This window comes from Snodgrassella alvi (genome assembly GCF_002777855.1).
Lineage (GTDB): Bacteria > Pseudomonadota > Gammaproteobacteria > Burkholderiales > Neisseriaceae > Snodgrassella > Snodgrassella alvi_E.
The window spans coordinates 123976-147497 of sequence record NZ_MEIK01000034.1 but is presented as its reverse complement, the minus strand read 5'-3'; the positions used below and the strand labels follow the sequence as shown (position 1 = coordinate 147497).

Sequence of the window (23522 nt, the reverse complement as noted above, 5' to 3'; positions counted from 1 at the left end):
TTTGTCTATCAACAAAATCATTACATCACTTAACCCATTCATTATGAAGAAGCGGATATAGTCGGTTTTGACAAGTCTTTTTTTTAAAGCAAAAAACCAGTATATTGTGTTCAGAATAACAGTTGACCACTACATTTTGTGTTGTCACTGTTTTTTTCTGCTTTACTTGTGCTAGAAAGAATAACTCATGAATGCGGTAGCCAATATAAAAGTAACCAAACGAAACGGCCGTTTGGAAGACATCAATCTGGATAAAATTCATCAAGTTGTTACTTGGGCGGCTGAAGGACTGGATAACGTATCCGTATCTCAGGTAGAAATGCGCTCACACATTCAGTTTTACAACGGCATCCGCACAGACGACATTCACGAAACCATTATTAAGGCTGCGGCTGACCTGATTTCTACCGAAACGCCGGATTATCAGTATCTGGCTGCACGGCTGGCAATATTCCACCTGCGGAAAATCGCTTTTGGCCAGTTTGAACCGCCCCATTTATATGATCATGTCACCAGCCTGACTCAGTCAGGCAAATACGATGAACATATCCTGAGTGACTACTCCCGTGCTGAATTCGATGAGCTCAACGATTGTATAGACCACAACCGTGATTTAACTTTTTCCTATGCGGCTGTCAAACAGCTGGAAGGTAAATATCTGGTACAAAATCGTGTCACCAGACAAATTTTTGAGAGCCCGCAGTTTTTATATATGTTGGTTGCTATGTGTCTGTTTGCACGCTACCCGCAGGCCACTAGGCTGGAATATGTTAAAAAATTCTATCACGCTATCAGCACGTTCAAAATTTCCCTACCCACGCCGATTATGTCCGGCGTGCGCACTCCAACCCGCCAATTTTCTTCTTGTGTCCTGATAGAATGCGATGACAGTCTAGACAGCATCAACGCCACCACCAGCGCCATCGTGAAATATGTATCGCAGCGTGCCGGCATTGGCATTAACGCTGGACGCATCCGTGCACTGGGCAGCGAAATCCGGGGCGGCGAAGCTCAACACACTGGCTGTATCCCATTTTACAAAATGTTTCAGGCAGCAGTTAAATCCTGCTCACAAGGAGGCGTACGTGGCGGTGCGGCCACACTATTCTATCCTTTGTGGCATCTAGAAGTAGAAAACCTACTTGTACTTAAAAACAACCGTGGTGTAGAAGAAAACCGCGTTCGCCATCTTGATTATGGTGTGCAGATTAATCGTCTGCTGTATACTCGGTTGATTAAAGGTGAAAATATTACCTTATTCTCTCCCTCAGAAGTACCTGGGCTATATGATGCTTTTTTTGCCGATCAGGATGAGTTTGAACGCCTGTATGCCTTATACGAAAAAGACGATAGCATCCATAGCCGCAGTATTCCGGCTATAGACTTATTCTCATTATTAATGCAGGAGCGCGCTGGAACCGGCCGCATTTATATCCAGAACGTCGACCATTGCAACACCCACAGTCCATTTGACCCTAAGCTAGCACCGGTACGTCAGTCTAATCTATGTCTGGAAATCGCCCTTCCGACCCGTCCGTTAAACGACATAAACGATCCAGACGGAGAAATTGCGCTTTGTACCTTATCCGCTTTCAATTTGGGTGCACTAAAGAATCTCGAAGAGCTGGAAGAGCTGGCCGAACTAGCTACCCGTGCGTTAGATGCTCTGCTGGATTACCAAAAGTATCCAATCAAAGCGGCCGAACTGGCCACGATGAACCGGCGTACACTTGGCATCGGCGTTATTAACTTTGCCTACTATCTGGCCAAAAACGGCGTAAAATACAGCGATGGTTCTGCCATCAGTCTTACCCACCGCACCTTTGAAGCCATTCAGTACTATCTACTCAAAGCTTCAGTCAAACTGGCCAAAGAGCTGGGCGCATGTCCTAAATTCAGCGATACAACATACGCTCAAGGCTTACTGCCGATTGATACTTACAAAAAAGATCTGGATAAAATCTGTCAGGAACCACTTCATCTAGACTGGGAAGCACTGCGTGCCGATATTGTCAAACACGGATTGCGCAATTCAACACTCACTGCACTGATGCCATCAGAAACTTCCAGTCAAATTGCCAATGCCACCAACGGCATTGAACCTCCGCGCGGACTAGTATCCGTAAAAGCATCCAAAGACGGCATTCTCAAACAAGTTGTGCCTGAGTTCGAACGTCTGCACGAGGAATATGAGCTATTATGGGATATGCCAAATAATGAAGGCTACCTGCACTTAGTAGGTATTATGCAAAAATTCATCGATCAATCTATTTCAGCCAATACCAATTACGACCCGCAGCGGTTTGAAGGGCAGAAAGTACCGATGAAACAACTAATTAAAGATTTACTTACCGCCTATAAATTTGGCCTGAAAACCCTCTATTACCAGAATACCCGCGATGGAGCCGACGACATGCAAACCAGCATTCAAGATGACGGCTGCGCCAGCGGTGCATGTAAAATATGATTTTCGGGTGCTCATGCACCCTTTTATTTCTCATTCCATTCATTAAACTAAATAAAGAGTAACGTCATGGCCTGTGAACATCTGTCAATGAACTACAGCACATTCTGTCAGAAACCAAATAACGCCCTGACAGAACCGATGTTCTTCGGTCAGCCAGTAAATGTCGCCCGCTATGATCAGCAAAAATTTGATATTTTTGAAAAACTGATTGAAAAGCAATTATCATTCTTTTGGCGTCCGGAAGAAGTAGACGTATCGCGCGATCGTATCGACTACGCCAACCTACCCGAGCATGAAAAGCATATTTTTATCAGTAATCTGAAATACCAAACACTACTTGATTCCATTCAGGGCCGCAGCCCCAATGTAGCTCTGCTGCCCTTGGTATCCATACCTGAGCTGGAAACATGGATTGAAACATGGTCGTTTTCCGAAACCATTCACTCCCGCAGTTATACACACATCATCCGCAATATCGTCAACGATCCATCCATCGTATTTGATGACATTGTACAAAACAAACACATTATTGCCCGTGCTGAAGAAATTGCCTGCTACTACGATGATTTAATCGAATATACCCAATACTATAATCTGCTGGGTGTCGGCGAACACCAGATTAACGGTAAAACTGTAGTCATCGACCTGCACGAACTGAAGAAAAAACTCTATTTGTGTCTGATGTGCGTAAACGTACTCGAAGCCATACGTTTTTATGTATCTTTTGCCTGTTCCTTCGCCTTTGCCGAACGCGAACTGATGGAAGGCAATGCCAAAATTATCAAACTGATTGCCCGTGACGAAGCATTGCATCTTACTGGTACACAGCAGATGCTTAATCTAATGCGTACTGGCGCCGACGACCCTGAAATGGCACAGATAGCTGCCGAAACCGAAGAGGAATGCTTTCAGCTTTTCCGTCGTGCTGCTATGCAGGAAAAAGACTGGGCGGAATATTTGTTTAAAGACGGTTCTATGATTGGCCTGAATAAAGACATACTTGGTCAGTACGTCGAATACATCACCAACCTGCGCATGCAGGCTGTCGGCTTACCACCAGCCTTTGAGCATGCCAAACAAAACCCGATACCTTGGATAAATGCATGGCTTTCTTCTGACAACGTTCAGGTGGCACCACAGGAGGTAGAAGTTAGTTCTTATCTTGTCGGCCAGATTGACGCAGAACTCAGTGAAGACGATTTAAGCGATTTCGAGCTATAAATCCAGACTTTCCAAAATAAACCAAGCGGACAGAACTGACCGGAATACGATAATACCAAACATGGCTTTAATCACCACTAGCGACAAAACCTTCACTCTGCAACAGGACGAAACCCTGCTGGAAGGTCTGGAACGTACCGGGCACGAAGTGGAATACCAGTGTCGCAGTGGTTATTGTGGTTCGTGCCGCCTCAGACTGCTTTCCGGACAAGTAAGCTATCCAGAGCAGCCCTTGGCATTTATTGCACCAGAAGAAATTCTGCCTTGCTGCTGTAAAGTAGAAACCGATTTACATGTAGTCTGCCATCTGCGTAGCGATACACCTGAACACAATCCTGACCTCTTTGAAAATGATTTATTTCCCGCTGGACAAAATTAAAACGTTTTCCTTTACAGCCCTACAAGGCTGAAGTATCGTAACCTATCCATAATCAATTCTAGGTAAAAGCACATGCTACTTGGCGTCAATATCGATCACGTTGCCACCGTGCGCAATGCCCGCGGCAGTATTTACCCGAGTCCGCTAGAAGCAGCACTATTGGCTGAAACGCATGGTGCAGACCTCATTACCATGCACTTACGCGAAGACCGGCGCCATATTCATGATGCCGATGTATTTGCTGTCAGAAATGCCATCAGCACACGTTTAAATTTGGAAATGGCACTCACGCCGGAGATGCTGGACAATGCACTGGCTGTTCAACCTGCTGATGTGTGCATCGTGCCGGAAAAAAGGCAGGAAATTACTACCGAAGGCGGGTTAGATGTATTATCGCAACAGGATAAAGTAGCAGAATATATTCAAAAGCTCACAGCGGCCGGTATTCGTGTTTCCTTATTTGTTGATGCCGACAGCAATCAGATACAGGCCTGCTGCGAAGTAGCTGCACCCGTTATCGAACTGCATACTGGTGCCTATGCTGATGCCGCCCCACAGCAGAGAAGGCTGCAGCTTGCTCGTATTGAAGAAGCAGCCCATCAGGCCAGCGAAATGGGTATCATCGTCAACGCTGGACATGGTCTGAACATTCATAACGTCGCCCCCATAGCGAAAATTCTGGCTATTCAGGAACTGAATATCGGCCACGCATTGATTGCACAGGCCATTTTTATCGGTCTCCCCCAAGCCATCGAACAAATGAAGGCCGCCATCTTCCGTGCGCGCAGTATTCCTTATTAATCTTTCAGCAGTAAAAGGGACAAAATGATTTACGGCATAGGTACAGACTTAGTCAAAATCGATCGCATCGCCAAAATGTGCAAAACCTACGGAGCCAATGCCGTGGCTGAAAAAATGCTATCTCGGATAGAAGCGCTGGAATGGCCTTCAGCTAATCAGCCGGTTCAATTTCTCGCAAAGCGCTTTGCCGCCAAAGAAGCATTTGCCAAAGCCGTACATACCGGTTTGCGTAGCCCGGTAACGCTTCGAAACATTGGCATCGGTCACAATGAGCTGGGCCGTCCGGAATTTATAGTAGAAAAACCCTTAGCACAATGGCTCAGCCAAAAAAACATCGGCCGTATCCATCTCAGCCTCACCGATGAAGAAAATTATATTGTGGCATTTGTCGTAGCTGAGTATCTTAAATGAATACCGACAAACTGGTAGAAGTTGTAGCCGGCGTACTATACAACCCACAAGGAGAATTTTTGCTTAGCTCCCGTCCAGCAGGTAAAGCATATGCCGGCTACTGGGAATTTGCTGGTGGAAAAGTAGAAACTGGTGAAACCTATTTAACCGCCCTACAGCGCGAATTCAAAGAAGAGCTAGGCATTGACGTCATCCAAGCCACTCCATGGCTCACCAAAATTCACAAATATGAACACGCCCATGTTCACCTGCATTTCTATCGTATTGGTGCCAGACAATGGCGGGGACAACTTTGCGCTCGGGAGCAACAAAGCTGGTGCTGGCAGCAACCGGGTAAGCTTACAGTAACACCCATGTTACCGGCTAATGCGCCTATTTTGGCGGCTCTTTCCATTCCTACGAGGATGAGAGGGCAGTTTAATACCGGTTTTCACACTGTCTCTGCCCAAGAGCCGCAGCTCAAAATACTGCCTTATCACTCTGGTATTGCCGCAGCAGTCAGCATATATGCACCTGCCAATCAATTACAGTATTTGGCACAACAACACCCTATAGACCATATCTGGGCAATCTGCTTTAGCCGTGAACAGTGGCAGCAGGCACAGTCAGCTGCTGCCATTATCTGGCCAATATCCAGTATCGATGATATAAAATTACTGCTTACCCTATTACAACAAGAGCCCTCAAGTGTGCCTGTCATGGTTTTTCAAAAGAAAACTGGTTTAACAACACCGCAACCTGATTGGATGAATCTAGGTGCACATGGCATCATCCACGAGCTGGAATAAGTAATTAAATACCATTTAAAAATCTGCTACCTATTTATTCTCATTTACCAATTCTAAACTGAAACTTTTTGCCAACATCATGTCCCAGCCTGCTAAAAATTCAACAGCTGTTATCATCGGCTTACTGATATTCATTGTGGCCGTACCGTTCATTATTGGCATAATATTCTGGCAAAACAGCCGTATAGATGCGCAAAGCACACTTAGTAACTGCAACATACGCAACGGCTGCATACTGCCTGGTGGTGCCATTATCCAGTTCACCCCACCGGCAGACGTTACCAAACCCTTTAATATCACTATGCGGCAGGTGCCTGCATCAGTTAAACGCATTAGCATCCATTTCACTATGCGCAACATGGATTTGGGTTTCAATCGTACAGACTTTAAGTCACAGGGAAATGGCCTCTGGACGGCTCATCACGCTGTGCTCCCAGTATGTGTTGATGAACGCAACGATTTTCTTGGCGACCTAACTTTGGATGGACAACATTACAATATTGTATTTTCCGCCCCCTGAATACTATATAAGCATTGCATCGCCGGCGCTTTCACCCGTACAATCACACACATTGATTACCTTGCCATCAAAAGGATTCACGCCATGCTCAGCAAAAAATTTTTTGACGATATCAGCGAAAAACTCGGCGATACCATCAGCAATAGCCCCATCAAAGACATGGAAAAAAATGTTAAATCCATGCTAGGTAGTGCTTTTAATCGCATGGATCTGATTACCCGTGAAGAATTTGATATCCAGCAGCAGGTTCTTCTTAAAACCAGGGAAAAACTGGCTGAACTGGAAAGCCGCGTGATAGCACTGGAAGCTTTACTGGCACAAAACAGCAATGCCGACAGCGCACAACCAATATCTTCCGCAGAAAATAATAACACTTCACCTGCCTAAGGAACTAAGCCATGTCATGGGCAGTTGTATATAGTCGTGCACTGGCTGGCATGGCAGCACCATTAGTAGAAGTAGAAGCACATCTGGCCAACGGTCTACCAGCATTTAGTATAGTAGGATTACCGGATACAGAAGTTAAAGAAAGCCGCGACCGCGTCAGAGCAGCTATTATTCAGTCTGGGTTTGATTTTCCAGCAAAAAAAATTACCGTTAATTTAGCTCCCGCAGATTTACCCAAAGAATCTGGTCGTTTTGATCTACCCATCGCCATTGGCATATTGGCCGCTTCCGGCCAGATTGATCCAAGCGCACTACAGACTTATGAGCTGGCCGGTGAACTTGGCTTATCCGGCCAAATAAGGCCTATTCGCGGTGCCATCGCTATGGCGGAAGCAGCACGGCAGGCACAGCGTGCCTTTATCCTGCCTCAAGACAATGCTTTCCAAACAGCTCTCCTACCAGAAGCACAAGTCTTTGGAGCCGAGACACTTGCAGATGTAGTTGCTCATCTCAATTATGAACAGCCACTTAAAGCCATAAATACCGAACATCTACATCAGTATCCTACCGAAATCAGCTATCCAGATATGGCCGATGTACGCGGACAACAAACTGCACGGCTGGCACTGGAAATCGCAGCCGCTGGTGGCCATAGTCTGCTCATGTCTGGGCCACCCGGTACCGGTAAATCCATGCTTGCACAACGTCTTCCGGGTATTCTTCCGCCACTGACCGCCACTGAATTGGTCAGCGTTTGGTCTTTACAGTCACTGTTGCCACACGGACAACAACAATACCAGCAAAATCGTCCATTCCGCTCTCCGCATCATAGCACCTCTGCTGTTGCATTGGTCGGCGGTGGTTCTGACCCGCGTCCAGGTGAAATATCTTTGGCCCATCATGGCATTCTGTTTCTGGATGAACTACCAGAATTTGACCGCAAAGTACTTGAAGTGCTGCGAGAACCTTTAGAAAGTGGCGAAATACACATTTCCCGTGCAGCACGGCAGGCAACTTATCCGGCCAAATTCCAGCTGATAGCAGCCATGAACCCTTGTCCATGCGGTTATCTGGGTCACTCAGTACGAGCATGCCGTTGTACACCTGAGGCCATAGTGCGCTACCGCAACAAAATTTCCGGCCCCCTCCTCGATCGCATAGATCTCATTATTGAAGTACCCAGCTTGCCAGCTAGTGACTTGATTCAGCAGGCAGACGGTGAAAGCAGCTGTAGTATCCGCGAACGAGTCAGCACCGCCCGTGCACGCCAGTATCAGCGTCAGGGTAAAATTAATGCTCAGCTAAGCAACCGCGAGCTGGACAACATCGCTCGCATTAGCCGCGAAGCCAAACAGACTTTAGCCGGTGCCATCGAAAAACTATCCCTTTCAGCCCGCAGTTTTCACCGAATATTACGTATTGCCCGAACTCTGGCCGATATGGATGATAACCATGACGTTGGAAACGGGCACATTTTGCGCGCCATAAGTTTTCGCCGTGCTTTATAATATGAAATAGGGCAAAATAACAGATGCCACCTTCCCTAAACAAGCATCCGGCCCTGATTAAAATTTGCCGTATAAAATGCCAACATAAAGGCTTTCAACATGCATATGTACACACCGATTCGTCAGGCAGGTAAAGGGTTAATCAGCTTTATCGTCGGCTTATTGATAGCAACTGCCATCATCGCCGGTATCCTGTTTTACCTGAATAAAAGCAAGTCTGATTTCAAAACACCAGCTATCCCTGAGGCATCTGAGCCACAAAAGCCGGAAATACTCACTCCAGATAACGGCGCATCTGCAACCCAGCCATTCATTCCCGATGGTGCAGCATCAGCATCTTCAAACAGCCAGTCGCAGACTGTTCCCCCTGCCTCAGAACCGCTAAACATCGGGGGCATTGAAAATCAGGTTACAGGAGTGCATACACCGACAACCAGACCAAATGAAGAGCATAAAGAGCCGGCTAAAACACCCAAAAAAGTACCCTCAGGTAGTAGCAAGACTCATGTCACCCCCGAACAGATACTTAGCAACGGCAGTCTGGAAAAAGCTCAGCAGGCAGCAGAAAAACAACATACTGGCAATAAAGTCTATCTTCAGATCGGTTCCTACAGCAATCGTACCGATGCCGATGCCCAACGCGCTAAACTGGTGATGCTCGGTATCAATAGCACAGTACAGACAGCTAAAGTCAACGGCACAACCAAATACCGTGTACAGACAGACAATCTGAACCAGAATCAAGCTGGCCAGATTAAAAAGATACTGCAACAACATAATATCGATAGCCTGACCAGAGCAGCATCCTGAGTTACACAGCTTTCATAAAAAAACAGGAAATCAACATGCTAAAAAAAATTATTGCCATCATGGCCACTTCATTGGTATTCGCCAGTGGCCTAGTACATGCTTCACTCGTTAACGTAGATTACGTTGTACTGGACAAACCTATACCGCAGCTACATAAAGACAAAGTGGAAGTACTGGAATTTTTCTCCTACAGCTGTATCCATTGCTCCCACCTTGAACCCTATATGCTCAAGGAAATGAAATCTTTCGCCCCCGATACCTACCTGCGTCCAGTACATGTAGTCTGGGATGATGACGTATACTACAATCTTGCCCGTGTCGCCGCCGCAGTTAACAGCACCAATATGAAATTACAGGCAGACCCGCTGATTTTCGACGCCATTTTCAACAAGCACATTGAATTATGGCGACCGGAAGTATTCAATAAATGGGCGGTACAGCAAACCGCCTTTGACGGACAAAAATTGGTTAAATCTTACAACAGTCTGGAAAATGCCGCCGCCGCTACCAGCATGCGTAAAATGGGTGAAAAATACAATATCCTCTCCACACCAACTGTAATTGTAGGCGGTAAATACGAACTTAAATTTCCGCAAGGATTTGCAGCAGGAATGAAAACCCTGAATGAATTAATTGAAAAAGTACGCAATGAGAATAGCGCACGTGCTGCAAGCGCACGTAAACTACCAAAAAGCATAGGCGCATCACTAGCTGCTTCTGCAAATCGGTAGATTTCAGCCTGTGATTTAAAACAATAGTGTGTTTCCCTCAAACACACTATTGTTTTGCATAGAATTTGTGGCTTCAATTTATAAAGAACAGTAAATAAAATGGATATTGTCCTGTTTCTCAAAGCTCTAATACTGGGCATCGTAGAAGGCTTAACCGAATTTTTACCGGTTTCCAGTACCGGCCATCTAATTGTTGTTGGCAACCTGCTTAAATTTCAGACCACTGGCGAAGTATTTGATATCACTATTCAGCTAGGTGCCATCCTCGCTATTATTTTCGAATACAAACACCGCTTTGCCCACATCATCACGCATATCGGCAAAGAACCAGCCACTAACCGTTTTGTTCTCAATCTTGCCATTGCCTTTATTCCTGCCGCCATCATGGGTTTGCTCTTTAGCGAACAAATCAAACATTACCTCTTTAACCCCATTACCGTTGCTACTGCACTGGTTATCGGCGGCCTATTGATTTTATGGATTGAAAAACGTCAAACCCGTTGTCAACCCAAAGTACGCAGCGTAGAGGAAATGCGTCCGCGTGATGCCCTCGTCGTAGGACTAGCACAAATTCTGGCACTAATTCCGGGTACCTCCCGTTCCGGCAGTACCATTATGGGTGGCATGATGTGGGGTATTGAACGCAAAGCCGCTACCGAATTTTCTTTTTTTCTGGCCGTACCGGTGATGATTGCCGCCACTGGCTACGACATGCTCAAACATTTGAATGAATTTACTCGCGATGATTTGCTGCTGATTGCCATTGGCTTCATTGCCGCTTTTCTTTCTGCTCTGGTGGCAGTCAAAGCATTACTGCGCTTCGTTGCCCACAAAAACTATATTCCCTTTGCTTGGTACCGAATCATATTTGGCGGCATCATCCTGCTAACTTGGGTAACAGGCTGGGTAAAATGGTAAGCCAGCCAGTATTGCCTCTGGTATAAAAACGTTAAATTGTGATAAAGTGATGTTTTAACAGACCACAGGCACAGCATTTTCCTGCCTTTTCATGTCCATGTCACACTGTTGCTTCAGCTGCAGTGTGGCTTGTATTTTGTAAGGAATATCAATGCAGTCTTGGCAATTGCCCGAATACATTGCCGACATCCTTCCTTCTGCGGCGCGCCAGCTGGAAAGCGCCAAAGAACAGCTGTTAGCACTTTATCGCGTTCATGGCTACGAACTCGTCTGCCCTCCTCTGCTTGAGTATAGCCAATCTTTACTTACCCGTATTGATGAAGGTTTGTCTCTTAAAACCATCCGAGTTGTCGACCAGCTTAGCGGCCGGCAACTGGGTCTGCGTGCAGATATCACCCCGCAGGTAGCCCGTATTGACGCACATTTACTTTCTGCCAACAGCGGCCTAAACCGTCTGTGCTATGCCGGTTCAGTATTACATGCAAGACCTGACGGCTTTCTAAGCACTCGCGAACCTTTACAGATTGGTGCCGAACTATATGGCCACGCAGGTATCGATGCAGATATTGAGCTGATCGATTTAATGCTGAAAAGTTTAGCTATCGTTAATGTTTCTGCACCCACCTTATCGCTGGGGCACATCGGTATTTTTTATGCTTTAGCTGAAGCTGCCGGACTGGATGATCAGCAAGCTGCTTCACTATTACAGCTAATGCAGGCAAAAGACGCCTCAGCCGTTGAAAAATGTGTCCTGCAATGGCAGCTTTCGCAACAGTGGATTGATGCCTTCATCGCCTTACCCACCCTATATGGAACGCAAGAAGTATTACAGACCGCCCGCACCATATTGCCTGACTTACCCGAAATCAGCATAGCACTACAACAGCTTCAGCAAATATGTGCGGCTTTTGCTAGCAACAGCATCTTTATCGATCTGAGCGAACTGCGAGTAGACAATTACCATACCGGATTACTGTTTGCCGCCTACAGTGAAGACTGGCCAGATGCGTTGGCACGAGGCGGCCGCTATGACGGATTGGGCAAATATTTTGGCCGTAGCCGCCCAGCCTCAGGATTCAGTTTTGACTTACGAGATTTAATTGGGCATCTGCCACCAGTAGAAAAACTACGCGGCATAAAAGTCAGCGTGCACGATGCCCCCGCTGCAAAAAACGAAATAGAGCAACTGCGTTCAGCCGGTGAATGTGTCATCATTGATTACACTCCTGAATGCAACGAAGTTAAAGGATGCGACCGCCAACTTGTCTGGCAAAACCAGCAATGGCAACTGATTCCTTTGTAGCAATAACCAACCTTTAGTATGAGCAGGTAAATCTATATGGCAAAAAACGTCGTCGTTGTCGGTACCCAATGGGGTGATGAAGGCAAAGGTAAAATTGTAGACTGGCTGACCGAACGTGCCTCCGGCGTGGTACGTTATCAGGGCGGACATAATGCGGGTCATACTCTCGTAGTCAATGGAAAAAAAACCGTATTGCGACTAATTCCAAGCGGTATTTTACATACAGGAAAACGCTGTTTTATCGGCTCTGGCGTAGTGGTATCACCAGAGGCCTTACTGAGTGAAATGGCTGAATTACAGCAAGCCGGTATTGATGTCACCAAACAGCTGACAATTGCCCCAACTTGTCCCTTAATATTACCTTACCATATTGCATTGGACCATGCCCGTGAAGCAGCCAAAGGCGATAAAAAAATCGGTACCACCGGCCGTGGTATTGGTCCGGCCTATGAAGATAAAATTGCTCGGCGAGCAGTACGGATAATGGATTTGTTTCAGCCAGATGTCTTAGAGCAAAAAATTAAAGATGCTGTCGCTATCTACAACTGTCAGCTTACTGGCCTGTACGGACAAGAAGCTCTGGATGCAGATAAAATCTATCAGCAAACTTTAGAACTGGCAGACCAGATACGGCCGATGGTTGGGGACGTTTCACGCGAGCTGAACGATATGAACGCAAGCGGCGAATCATTACTTTTTGAAGGAGCACAAGGCACGTTCCTCGATATCGATTATGGCACTTATCCTTTTGTTACCTCTTCCAACTGTATTGCCGGTGCTGCAACAGTCGGTTCTGGTGTCGGACCAACTAAAATCGATTATGTTTTGGGCATCGTCAAAGCCTATACTACCCGCGTTGGCTCAGGTCCGTTCCCGACAGAACTCTTTGACAGCGTGGGCGAAGGTCTGGCACAACGCGGTAATGAATTCGGTGCTGTTACCGGACGTCCGCGCCGCTGCGGCTGGTTTGATGCCGCACTGATGAAACGTTCCATTCAGGTAAATGGTATCTCTGGTTTATGTGTTACTAAGCTGGATGTAATGGATGGTATGGACAGCATCAACATCTGTGTTGGTTACGATTATAATGGTGAAAAAATAGATATTCTGCCTTGCGGTTCAGATGCAGTCTCCGCTTGTACACCTATTTATGAAACCATGCCTGGATGGAAAGAAAGTACCTTCGGTTTGAAAACCTACGATGCATTACCGGCTAATGCTAAAGCTTATCTGAAACGCATTGAAGAAATCTGTGGTGCACCAATTGCCATGATTTCTACCGGCCCAGATCGCGAAGAAACAATTTTGCTGCAACACCCTTATGAATAAATAAGTAAAAAGCAAAAACCCATCAATATGATGGGTTTTTTATTATTGTTAGGTTCCTGAAAAAATTTACCTATTTTATGCTATCAAAAGCCACTTGCTTCTTTCTCATAACCGGCGCAGCTATTTTGCTTTGCGAAAAAGATTGTGCCACCACAAAGCAACACTATCCAGCCAGCGACTGAACCAACCCGCCTCATCCACATTATGCAGTGCTACCACCTGCTGTTCAGCAATTGTCTGGTTTCCAGCCAGAAGCTTTAACGTCCCCATATTCTGTCCTTTATACACAGGTGCCACTACAGGCTGTACAGCATCTAGTTCAATTACAAGCTCTTTAGCTCCATTAGCAGGCACAGTAACATAGGTATCACGCAAAAATCCGACTGGCACCTTTCGATGTGCACCCTTGTAAACTGTGATATCTGCAAGTTTATGTCCCGCCGGATATAAGCGCACCGTATTGAAAGAAGTCAGAGCCCAGCTTAATAGCTTACTGCCTTCAGCAGCTCTGGCCTCACTGCTGTCTGCACCTACGAGTACTGCAATATTACTGCGGTCATTGCGCTTGCTGCTTACAGCCAGATTATATCCGCCATTAATACTATACCCTACAGCCAGACCATCCACCTGATCATCGCGAAACAACAGCAGATTTTGGTTTAACTGCGTTACTCCGTTATAACTAAATGATTTCTTAGCAAACCATTTTTGATACTGTGGAAAATCACTAACCAGTCTCTGTGCTAATATCAGCAAATCTCCCACACTACTGTATTGTCCTTGTACTGGCAAACCGGTGCAATTCATAAAATGGGTATGATGCAGCCCCATTTTCTGCGCTTGTGTATTCATACGCTGTACAAAGGCTTTTTCACTGCCGCCCACTGCTTCAGCCAGCGTTATTGCCGCATCATTGGCAGAAATCACCAGCATACCCTGCACCACTGTTTCAGCCTGTACCGGCACACCCTGCTGTAAAAACATTCTGCTGCCGTCTGTCTGCCAACCAGTTGAAGAAACCTGCAATTGCTGGCGAGCTTTCAGTTTGCCACTTTGCAAAGCATCAAAAACTAAGTAAGCCGTCATCAGCTTAGTCAACGCTGCTGGCTCAATCCGAGCATCCTTATCACGGCTTGCCAGAATCATTCCGCTTTGCTCATCCGCCACCGCATACGCTGCAGCATTAATCACGGGCAATTCCACTGCCTGCGCCATTGGCAGAACTGCCAGCAATATCGTTGCCCATATTCCACAAATTAAATTTCTCATATTTTCTTTTAGCACATTCAAAATCGGCTTTGCCGGCATTCACCCAATCCTTAACGGGATATTATAAACATTTGACCGCACTAGATAAGCAATATTGGCAAATTTACTTGCATAAAAAAAACAGCCGCGTTATCGTTAATTTTTGATTAATTCCGTTAAGCAGACAATCTGCACAATAAAATCAGACTCTTCTTTATAAGCAATCATGAACAAACACGCAAACTACCTCATCCGCATACTCACCGCCGCTGTCTACGATGTAGCCATTGAAACGCCTTTGGATTATGCCACCAACCTATCCGACCGACTCAACAACCACATCTGGCTAAAACGTGAAGATTTACAGCCGGTATTTTCCTTTAAAATCCGTGGCGCCTATAACAAAATGGCCAAGCTGGACAAAACTACTCTAAAAAAAGGGGTTATTACTGCTTCAGCTGGCAACCATGCACAGGGTGTAGCATTGTCTGCGCAAAAACTAGGATGTGAGGCAACAATTGTCATGCCTCAAACCACACCACAAATCAAAATTGATGCTGTCAGAAAAAGGGGAGGAAAAGTCGTATTGGCCGGTGAGTCATACAACGATGCTTATAACCACGCCATGCAACTGGTTACCGAAAGCGGCTTAACCTACATTCCACCATTTGATGATCCTGATGTGATAGCAGGACAAGGCACCATCGGCATGGAAATACTGCGTCAGCATGCCAAACCAATAGATGCAGTTTTTGTAGCCATCGGTGGTGGTGGCCTCGCTGCTGGCGTTGCCGCCTATATCAAAAACGTACGTCCGGAAATCAAAGTAATCGGCGTTGAAACCGAAGATGCTTGCGCCATGAAACAATCCATTGCAGCAGGTAAACGCATCGAATTATCTGAAGTTGGCCTATTTGCCGACGGCACTGCCGTCAAACTGGTGGGCGAAGAAACATTTGCTTTGTGCCGCGACCTTTTAGACGACATCATCATTGTCGATTCCGACAGCATTTGTGCGGCGATTAAAGATATCTTCGATGATACTCGCAGTATTACTGAAACCTCAGGCGCACTTGCCCTAGCCGGCCTAAAAGCATATATCGCTAAGAATCAGTGCCAGCATCAAAATTTGATAGCCGTCACAAGTGGTGCCAACATGAACTTTCATCAGCTTCGTTATGTATCCGAACGTTGTGAACTGACCGAAGGCCATGAAGGTATTTTTGCTGTTACCATACCGGAAAAACCGGGCAGCTTCCGTCACTTTATTGAACTGATAGGCAACCGCAATATTACGGAATTCAATTATCGCTATGGGGATAACCAGAAAGCCCATATTTTTGTCGGTATCCAGAGTAACGACATCGCCGATTTACAGCAGATTGCACAGGAACTAAACAGCAACGGCCTGCCGACCATCGACTTAACCCATAACGAAATGGCCAAACTGCATATCCGCTATATGGTGGGCGGTCGCACTGGAAAAGTAGCCAATGAGCGCCTGATAAGCTTTGAGTTCCCAGAGCGGCCAGGCGCATTAAAACGCTTTCTGTTGCACATGCAATCTGACTGGAATATTTCCCTGTTTCATTATCGCAACCATGGTGCCGATTTCGGCCGCGTATTAGTGGGTCTGGATATTCCTCCTTCTGATACAGAAAAATTCCATACATTTCTGGAACACCTTGGTTATCTATATCAGGAACAGACGCACAATGCTGCTTATCAGCTGTTTCTGAGTGAAACCCCAGACAAAAAATAAATCCAGTATAGACTGTAATAATGGCTTAAATTAACTCAGTCTTAAGTGTTAAAAAAATAGAAAAACAACTGGTAACATTAAAAGACATTATCGGCAGACTGCAACAATCAAATTTTCTTACGCAGAATAAATTGCTCAGCCTGCCATAATTCTTAACTAGATAACAATTCTTGCTTATTTCACCATGCCAGAATTATCAGCTTTATTTTGAGAAAACTTCTTTCAAAAGGGTTATTTTGCCCAAATAAAACTCAAATCAAAATACAAAAAAAGCTAAAGAGTAAACCAATCTTTAGCTACAACAAATAATAAGCAATATACGAATCAAGAATTAATACTGCCAAAATTTATTTTATATTCCGTCGTTCATAAACAGCCTGCGCCAGAGTACCGGCATCCACATACTCCAGCTCTCCACCCAGAGGCATACCGCGAGCCAGCCGCGTAATTTTAGCTGGAAAATCCGTAAGCAACTGTGACAGGACATAAGCCGTAGCATCTCCTTCAGCTGTAAAATTCGTAGCAATAATAATCTCTTCTACTTCATATTCCTGTAACCGTGTAACCAGCTTATCCAGCGCTATAGCCTGTAAATCTGCGCCCTGTGTCGGGTTTACCTGTCCCATCAGCACAAAATACAGCCCATCATGACAATTCGCTGATTCCATACTGGCTACATCCACCGGCATCTGCACAATCATCAGCCGCTTAGCGTCACGAGTTTTATCCGCACAGATGGCACACAATTCACCCTCGCAAAAAGTATTGCATAACCGACAATGATGCACCTGTAACAAAGCAGCCTGAATAGCGGCGACTAATTCCTCCGCACCAGCACGCTTATGCTGTAGCAATTCATAAGCCATACGCTGTGCCGTTTTAGGTCCCACATTCGGCAAGACTTTTAATGCATTGGTTAAACGGCTCAAAGCATCAGTGTTTTTTGTGCTCATTCTGTTACTCATTAACACGCAGCTAAAGATTTAATTTATCAGCCAATATACAATTAGCATTAACAGCCATTTAATTGATTTTATTTCAGATTTAAATCAATTAGAGCATGGCAAAAGCTAAAAGGAAAAAGCTGCAGCAAACGCATGTTCAGCCAATTCATGCTATTTTTCAAGATAAAAGGAAGAGCAACTCATCCAAATTACCCTCCCTGTGTAATAAATTATTTAAAGAAATCACCCATACCAGCAGGCAGATTCATACCTTGCGTAAACTGCCCCATCCGTTCAGAAGAAGTGGCCTCAGCCTTACGCACTGCATCATTTACCGCAGCCGCAATCAAATCTTCTAGCATTTCTTTATCTTCAGCTGCATCGGCAAGCAGAGTATCATCAATATGAATACGCTTAACCCCGTAATGACAATTCATGGTTACCTTAACCATTCCGGCTCCAGATTCACCTTCCACTTCCACATTAGCCAGCTCTGCCTGCGCCTTTTTCATGCGTTCCTGCATCTGCTGCGCCTGCTTCATCAAACCACCTAAACCTGCTTTTCCAAACATAGCAACTTCCTTTTACTTCAAATTTAAACGGAAAAAATTAAACCAAATATTGTAATTAATCTTCAGCCAGACGCAAGCTTTCAGGAATCCAACTTGCGTTAAAGGTATCCATTAGCATTTTCACCGCTGGCTGCGCTTCCAGAATAGATTGTGCCTGCTGCTGAGCTTCAGCATGCAGACGCTGCTGACGCATCTGCGGTGTTTCCAGCGTACTTTGTTCTTGCCAGCTGCAAGTCTGCAGCCGAATCGGCCGCTTATAAACTTCCGAAAGAGTTTCAGCCAGCCGCGTTAATAATTCACGGTTAGCTGTCGGTTCTCCCTGCTCTGCAAGCGCAATCGTCAATTCACCAGTATGTTCTTCATAGGCAGCAACGGCAGAATGTTGGCTGAACAACTGTACAGCTCCAAGCCGGTGTGCCAGCAAAGTTAATATTTCTGGCCAGTTCTCAGCACTTAGAGGCGGAAAACTATTCTGAAGTATTTCCGGTTGTGTTTTATCAGCTGGATCAACAGCTAAGCTGCCTGAGTCAGCCTCCAACTTTAGGGTAGCAAACTGCTCAGGCACATCAGGCTCATCAGAGGTTAACAAAGGCGGTGGCATAGAATTGTCATCAACTGCAACTGACAAATCTGAAGGAACATCTTCCCACGGAGGTGGTAACCCCTCATCAGCCATTGCTGATCTATGAGCATTCACATCAGGTGGAACTGCCTGATAATCAATACCACTAGATGTTGCTGCTGGATTGGTTTCCACGCGTGTAACGGGCTCTGCCTGTACATTTTGCTCAGCTTCAGTGCTTACCCCTTCGTTACCCGATATATCCGCAGATACTGCTGTCTCCACAGATTTAAAATATTGTCCTTCAGCAACCATAAGATTACTATCCGGCGGATTTTGCAGTTGAGTGCCGCTAAGCTGACCATGCAGACGTTGAGTATTTACTGCAGCAAGTGGTGTAAAAGCCAACATGCGCAGCAAAGTCATTACGAACCCGGCCTTCTCATCCGGTGCCAGAGGTAAATCCGCTTTACCTCGTAAAGCGCATTGATAGTAGAGTTGTATTTGTTCACCAGAAAACTGGCCGGCAAAGCGGGTTAAAGCCGCATATTCAGGTTCATCCGATGCAATGGCAGAAGGCACTGTTTGCAAAATAGTTAAACGCTGTAACAATAAAGCCAGCTCTGTCAGCGCACTGTCAAAACCCACTGCACAGCTAGCCATTTCATCAGCCTTGGATAACAAAGCTTTTCCATCACCTGTAGCCAGCGCTTCCAGTAAAGCATACAAATAGCTTTTATCCACCGCGCCAATCATATTGCGCACATTTGCTTCGGTCACCTTGCCAGAACCAATTGCAATTGCCTGATCAAGCAAACTAAGCGCATCGCGCATGGAACCGGCAGCCACTCTACCCAACAGCAGCAATGCCGCATCTTCATAATCAATCTGTTCCTGCTGTAATACATAAACCAGATGATCGTACACCTGCGTGCTGTTCAAATTACGCAACACAAATTGGAGGCAGCGGCTCAATACTGTAATCGGTACTTTTTGTGGGTCGGTTGTAGCCAGAATAAACTTCACATGTTCCGGTGGTTCTTCCAGCGTTTTAAGCATGGCATTGAATGCACTTTTGGACAGCATATGCACTTCGTCAATAATATATACCTTATAGCGTCCCATCGTAGGTGCATACTGCGCGTTTTCCAGCACCTCACGGATATTATCAATCCCTGTATTAGAGGCCGCATCAATTTCCAGTACATCAACGAAGCGTCCAGCATCAATCTGACGGCATGAATCGCACTGATTACACGGTTCGCCATGTTCAACATGCAAACAATTGAGGCTTTTAGCCAGAATACGGGCAATGGTAGTTTTACCTACACCTCGTGTTCCAGTCAGCATATACGCATGGTGCAAACGGCCTTTATCAAGCGCATTCACCAATGCCTTAACCACATGCTCCTGCCCCACTAAATCAGCAAACCTTTTCGGCCGCCATTTACGCGCCAATACTTGATAAGTCATAACCGTCCACAACCGCCAGCCACAGCAGAATCTATACTCAAAAAATGAAATTTTGTCTGTCAGAAATACACAGACAGGCACCACATTGTAACCAAAAACAACCTACAGTGGTTAGGATAAAAGACAGCAAAAAATCGTAGATAACAATAAGAAATCGTTTAGAAGGAATGGTATTAATAAGGCCTGTTAGTAAGAATTCAAGCATTATCAGCAAACGACTTTTTTACATTCTGTAATTCATTGCCATAAGAAGATTAAATACTAAATATGAAACATAATTTACTGCACCCATACCAGCTTTACATCCAACAACTCAGATCAATTTATACAATTGGAATAATGAGCTCAACACATTTCTTTGTAGCTCTAGGTTTGGTACAAAATTCAGAAGGTAGCTTAGCTTATTCGCAAAGCTACCTAGCTCAGCAGTTAGCTTGGACAAAGTGACAAATTAAACATTATAAATTTGCATTAGCATCAGCCAGATTATTGGCAATCTGCCGCACCGCAGCTACATAATGCCGGCTGTGATTATATTGCCAGACCGTATAAAAATTATTTAGCCCAAACCAGTAATCATACACACCGGGTGACATTTCCAGCCGGTACAAAATACCCTTTTCCTGATTGCCTATCTGCGCCGGAATCACCACACCCAGTTGACGCAATTGCCCGGCAGTATATTTTAGGGAAGTTGGCTCATCAATAATCTGTAGTAATTGTGGCGTTGGCTGCATACTCACCTGTACCGCAATCGGTGCACCAGACTGCCAGCCATGTTGCTTCATATAATTGGCCACTGAAGCCAGCGTATCACCGGCATTGCGCCAGATATCCCTATGCCCGTCACCATCCCAATCTACAGCATATTGATGAAAACTGGATGGCATAAACTGCGGCATACCCATTGCTCCGGCAAAACTACCTTTGAAACTAAATGGATCCTGTTTTTCCTCATAAGCCAGCTGCAAAAATTCTGCCAGCTCGCGCTGAAAATAAGCTGCACGGCGCGGATAGTGATATCCAAGGGTAGTCAGCGCATCCGCCACACGATATGAACCCATACTCGCGCCATAATTGGTTTCAATACCCACTATTGCAACCAATAATTGTGGTGTTACACCATAGCGCTTGGAAACCTCCTGAATCACAGCTGCATTATTCTGCCAAAAAGCGTTACCTGTAGTGATACGCACATTATTTGCATTATTCTGAACAAAGGTATACCACGGCTGAGAGGTGCCCGGCTTATCCATGCCACGGATAATACTCGGGCGATAACGTACTTGCCGAAAAAAATTTTCCAGTTGCTCGCGGCTGTAGTGACCACGTTTTATCTCATTATCAATAAAGCGGTTCACATCATTACGGCCTAGCAAATCCAAACCGCTATCGGTTAATGCAAACACTTTTTCATCAGCCTCTGTGGTTACAGTAGCCGTTACAACAGGTTTAATTGGTTTATTCTGGATAGATTGTGTGCTTTGGCAGGCCGCCAGCAATAAGGCTGCACCTGTAATCAGTAGGTATTTCATTATTATGGTTCCTAATATATGCTTTATGCACAGTCTAAACTATTTTTACCATCTATAACAAAAAAGCTGTCTGGAATAATCCAGACAGCTTACGCTTTCCTGATGTGTGGTCAGTTATACTTATTCAGCAGCAGCCACAACGGTTACCGTAATAGCAGCCACAGCATCACTGTGTAGCGCTACTTCGATTTCATATTCGCCAATGGCTTTTAACGGACCATTAGGCAGACGTACATTAGCTTTCACTACTTCCACACCGACTGCTGCTTTAATGGCTTCAGCAATATCATGAGTAGTAACTGAACCGAACAAACGGCCGTCCACACCAGCTTTCTGAGCAACGCTGATTGTCTGACCATCCAGTTTCAGCTTGCGTGCTTCGGCATCGGCCAATACTGCAGCTTGATGAGCTTCATACTCAGCGCGTTTTTCTTCAAATGCAGCCAGATTGGCAGCATTGGCACGCTGTGCTTTGCCTTGAGGAATCAAAAAATTACGGGCATAGCCGTTTTTTACATTAACTAGATCACCCAGATTACCCAGGCCACCGACTTTTTCTAACAAAATAATCTGCATAATAACTCTTCCTTATTATTTATGTTGATCGGTGTAAGGCAGTAAAGCCAGAAAACGGGCACGTTTTACAGCTGTAGATAGCTGACGCTGATAATGTGCTTTGGTTCCAGTAATACGAGCCGGAATGATTTTACCGTTTTCGGTAATAAAATCTTTTAACAAGTCAACTGCTTTATAATCAACCTGTTTGATACCTTCCGCAGTGAAGCGGCAAAATTTTCTACGTTTGAATGATTGACGAGCCATGTCGTTTAACCTTTATATTCGCGAATTTGTTGGATATGCAGTACCGGTCGGGAATGATAAATACCTTTTTGGCTCAGAAATCCAGTGATTTCCACCATACTACCCGGCTGATACGGCCAGTGAGCAGCTAAATCACCTAATGCTTTTGCCTGAATTTCCATTTTCGCCAGAAACCGCTGTTGTAGCTCCATCTGCCACGACTCATGGGTAAGCCACATAGTTAATACCGGCAAACCAGCGGGGGTATAACGTAATTCATTCAGACTTTTAATCTGAGCACAAAGGCATAATTGATTCAGCAAACCAGCCTCAATAAATTAATCAGGCTTCAGCTTGCTCTGAAGTAGCTTCAGTGCTGTTACCTGCTAACAGATTCTTGGACTTCTCGTCTTTCATCATCGGAGAAGCTTCAGTTACTGCTGCGTCCATTTTCACAGTCAGATGACGCAGTACCGCATCATTAAAGCGGAACGCAGTCTCAATTTCGTCAATCACTTCAGGTGTAGTTTCAACGTTCATCAGCACATAGTGTGCTTTGTGAATTTTGTTGATCGGGTAAGCCAGCTGACGGCGACCCCAGTCTTCCAAACGGTGAATTTTACCGTTGGCATCAGTAATCATGGTTTTGTAACGCTCAACCATGGCACCGACCTGTTCGCTTTGATCCGGATGGACAATGAACACGATTTCATAATGACGCATGAATACTCCTTGTGGCTAATCAATCCCTTTACCATGCGAAGTGTAAAGGGCAAGGTTGGAAAATCAGCTATTATAAATATTTTTGCATACAGAATCAAATAATAGTCTGCCATTTCCACCCAAACATTGTGAATAGCTGTTTTATATACAGACATACTATGAGATCTCTGAATGTATCACTGTAGACCAAAATGTAACTTTACTGTTCTTAAGTCACATCATCAACCCAAAACATTTCAGTAGCCATACTAAATTTTGATAACGACGGTTTACAGAACTCCACTAAAACGCCTACCATTAAGGTTATATTCAAATATTGTTTCTTTGCC

General features: G+C 45.2%; 24 protein-coding genes. 15 read left to right on the top strand and 9 right to left on the bottom strand.

Annotated features, from left to right (window positions below):
* Positions 1-187 precede the first annotated feature (187 nt).
* The 14 genes from nrdA to BHC43_RS06410 all read left to right on the top strand — a co-directional run bounded on the left by nrdA (position 188) and on the right by BHC43_RS06410 (position 13573).
* Positions 188-2467, top strand: a complete 2280-nt coding sequence (gene nrdA / locus BHC43_RS06475; protein ID WP_100156852.1) for a class 1a ribonucleoside-diphosphate reductase subunit alpha — start codon at positions 188-190, stop codon at positions 2465-2467.
* A gap of 87 nt (positions 2468-2554) precedes the next feature.
* Positions 2555-3688 carry a class Ia ribonucleoside-diphosphate reductase subunit beta gene (gene nrdB / locus BHC43_RS06470; protein ID WP_100157080.1) on the top strand — a complete coding sequence of 378 codons (1134 nt, stop codon included), beginning with the start codon at positions 2555-2557 and terminating at the stop codon, positions 3686-3688.
* A 61-nt stretch (positions 3689-3749) separates the two neighbouring features.
* Positions 3750-4067, top strand: a complete 318-nt coding sequence (gene yfaE, locus BHC43_RS06465; RefSeq protein WP_100139976.1) for a class I ribonucleotide reductase maintenance protein YfaE — start codon at positions 3750-3752, stop codon at positions 4065-4067.
* 72 nt (positions 4068-4139) lie between these two features.
* Positions 4140-4868, top strand: coding sequence for a pyridoxine 5'-phosphate synthase (locus tag BHC43_RS06460; protein WP_100156851.1), 729 nt, complete (start codon positions 4140-4142; stop codon positions 4866-4868).
* Positions 4869-4892: 24 nt separating this feature from the next.
* Entirely contained in the window at positions 4893-5279 is a 387-nt protein-coding gene (acpS, locus tag BHC43_RS06455) for a holo-ACP synthase (protein WP_100156850.1), read from the top strand.
* A complete protein-coding gene (locus BHC43_RS06450) occupies positions 5276-6067 on the top strand; it encodes an NUDIX domain-containing protein (RefSeq protein WP_100156849.1) in 792 nt (263 codons plus the stop codon). Before acpS ends, BHC43_RS06450 begins: the two co-directional genes overlap by 4 nt.
* Positions 6068-6146: 79 nt before the next feature.
* The gene (locus tag BHC43_RS06445) at positions 6147-6587 is read left to right on the top strand and encodes a hypothetical protein (protein ID WP_100139972.1); all 441 of its coding nucleotides are present in this window, start codon (positions 6147-6149) and stop codon (positions 6585-6587) included.
* An 84-nt stretch (positions 6588-6671) separates the two neighbouring features.
* Positions 6672-6974 (top strand): accessory factor UbiK family protein, encoded by a 303-nt coding sequence (locus BHC43_RS06440; RefSeq protein WP_100139971.1) that lies wholly within the window; start codon positions 6672-6674, stop codon positions 6972-6974.
* An 11-nt stretch (positions 6975-6985) separates the two neighbouring features.
* On the top strand, positions 6986-8482 hold the full coding sequence (locus tag BHC43_RS06435) for a YifB family Mg chelatase-like AAA ATPase (protein WP_100156848.1): 1497 nt from the start codon (positions 6986-6988) through the stop codon (positions 8480-8482).
* Positions 8483-8581: 99 nt separating this feature from the next.
* Positions 8582-9292, top strand: a complete 711-nt coding sequence (locus tag BHC43_RS06430) for an SPOR domain-containing protein (protein ID WP_100156847.1) — start codon at positions 8582-8584, stop codon at positions 9290-9292.
* Positions 9293-9327: 35 nt separating this feature from the next.
* Positions 9328-10023, top strand: coding sequence for a thiol:disulfide interchange protein DsbA/DsbL (locus BHC43_RS06425; RefSeq protein WP_100156846.1), 696 nt, complete (start codon positions 9328-9330; stop codon positions 10021-10023).
* Between the two features lie 99 nt (positions 10024-10122).
* Positions 10123-10941: an undecaprenyl-diphosphate phosphatase gene (locus BHC43_RS06420; RefSeq protein ID WP_100139967.1), complete on the top strand. Its 819-nt coding sequence runs from the start codon at positions 10123-10125 to the stop codon at positions 10939-10941.
* Between the two features lie 151 nt (positions 10942-11092).
* Positions 11093-12244, top strand: coding sequence for an ATP phosphoribosyltransferase regulatory subunit (locus tag BHC43_RS06415; RefSeq protein ID WP_100139966.1), 1152 nt, complete (start codon positions 11093-11095; stop codon positions 12242-12244).
* Between the two features lie 36 nt (positions 12245-12280).
* Entirely contained in the window at positions 12281-13573 is a 1293-nt protein-coding gene (locus BHC43_RS06410; RefSeq protein WP_100156845.1) for an adenylosuccinate synthase, read from the top strand.
* 120 nt (positions 13574-13693) lie between these two features.
* On the opposite strand, the gene BHC43_RS06405 is transcribed toward BHC43_RS06410, so the two are convergent.
* On the bottom strand, positions 13694-14842 hold the full coding sequence (locus BHC43_RS06405; protein WP_180296711.1) for a D-alanyl-D-alanine carboxypeptidase family protein: 1149 nt from the start codon (positions 14840-14842) through the stop codon (positions 13694-13696).
* 205 nt (positions 14843-15047) lie between these two features.
* Here BHC43_RS06405 and ilvA point away from each other — a divergent pair, with 205 nt between their 5' ends.
* On the top strand, positions 15048-16583 hold the full coding sequence (ilvA, locus tag BHC43_RS06400) for a threonine ammonia-lyase, biosynthetic (RefSeq protein ID WP_100156844.1): 1536 nt from the start codon (positions 15048-15050) through the stop codon (positions 16581-16583).
* 347 nt (positions 16584-16930) lie between these two features.
* Here the strand turns inward: ilvA and recR are convergent, their stop codons facing one another.
* The 8 genes from recR to rpsF all read right to left on the bottom strand — a co-directional run bounded on the left by recR (position 16931) and on the right by rpsF (position 23193).
* Complete coding sequence (gene recR, locus BHC43_RS06395) at positions 16931-17536, bottom strand: recombination mediator RecR (protein ID WP_100139962.1); 606 nt, start codon at positions 17534-17536, stop codon at positions 16931-16933.
* A gap of 221 nt (positions 17537-17757) precedes the next feature.
* A complete protein-coding gene (locus BHC43_RS06390; RefSeq protein ID WP_100139961.1) occupies positions 17758-18099 on the bottom strand; it encodes a YbaB/EbfC family nucleoid-associated protein in 342 nt (113 codons plus the stop codon).
* 55 nt (positions 18100-18154) lie between these two features.
* On the bottom strand, positions 18155-20134 hold the full coding sequence (gene dnaX / locus BHC43_RS06385; RefSeq protein WP_100156843.1) for a DNA polymerase III subunit gamma/tau: 1980 nt from the start codon (positions 20132-20134) through the stop codon (positions 18155-18157).
* 458 nt (positions 20135-20592) lie between these two features.
* Entirely contained in the window at positions 20593-21669 is a 1077-nt protein-coding gene (mltB, locus tag BHC43_RS06380) for a lytic murein transglycosylase B (protein ID WP_100139959.1), read from the bottom strand.
* Positions 21670-21789: 120 nt separating this feature from the next.
* The gene (gene rplI, locus BHC43_RS06375) at positions 21790-22245 is read right to left on the bottom strand and encodes a 50S ribosomal protein L9 (protein WP_100139958.1); all 456 of its coding nucleotides are present in this window, start codon (positions 22243-22245) and stop codon (positions 21790-21792) included.
* 15 nt (positions 22246-22260) lie between these two features.
* Positions 22261-22491 (bottom strand): 30S ribosomal protein S18, encoded by a 231-nt coding sequence (gene rpsR / locus BHC43_RS06370; protein ID WP_025330416.1) that lies wholly within the window; start codon positions 22489-22491, stop codon positions 22261-22263.
* Between the two features lie 5 nt (positions 22492-22496).
* On the bottom strand, positions 22497-22793 hold the full coding sequence (priB, locus tag BHC43_RS06365) for a primosomal replication protein N (protein ID WP_100152393.1): 297 nt from the start codon (positions 22791-22793) through the stop codon (positions 22497-22499).
* Positions 22794-22812: 19 nt separating this feature from the next.
* The gene (gene rpsF / locus BHC43_RS06360) at positions 22813-23193 is read right to left on the bottom strand and encodes a 30S ribosomal protein S6 (RefSeq protein WP_100139956.1); all 381 of its coding nucleotides are present in this window, start codon (positions 23191-23193) and stop codon (positions 22813-22815) included.
* Positions 23194-23522: the final 329 nt, after the last annotated feature.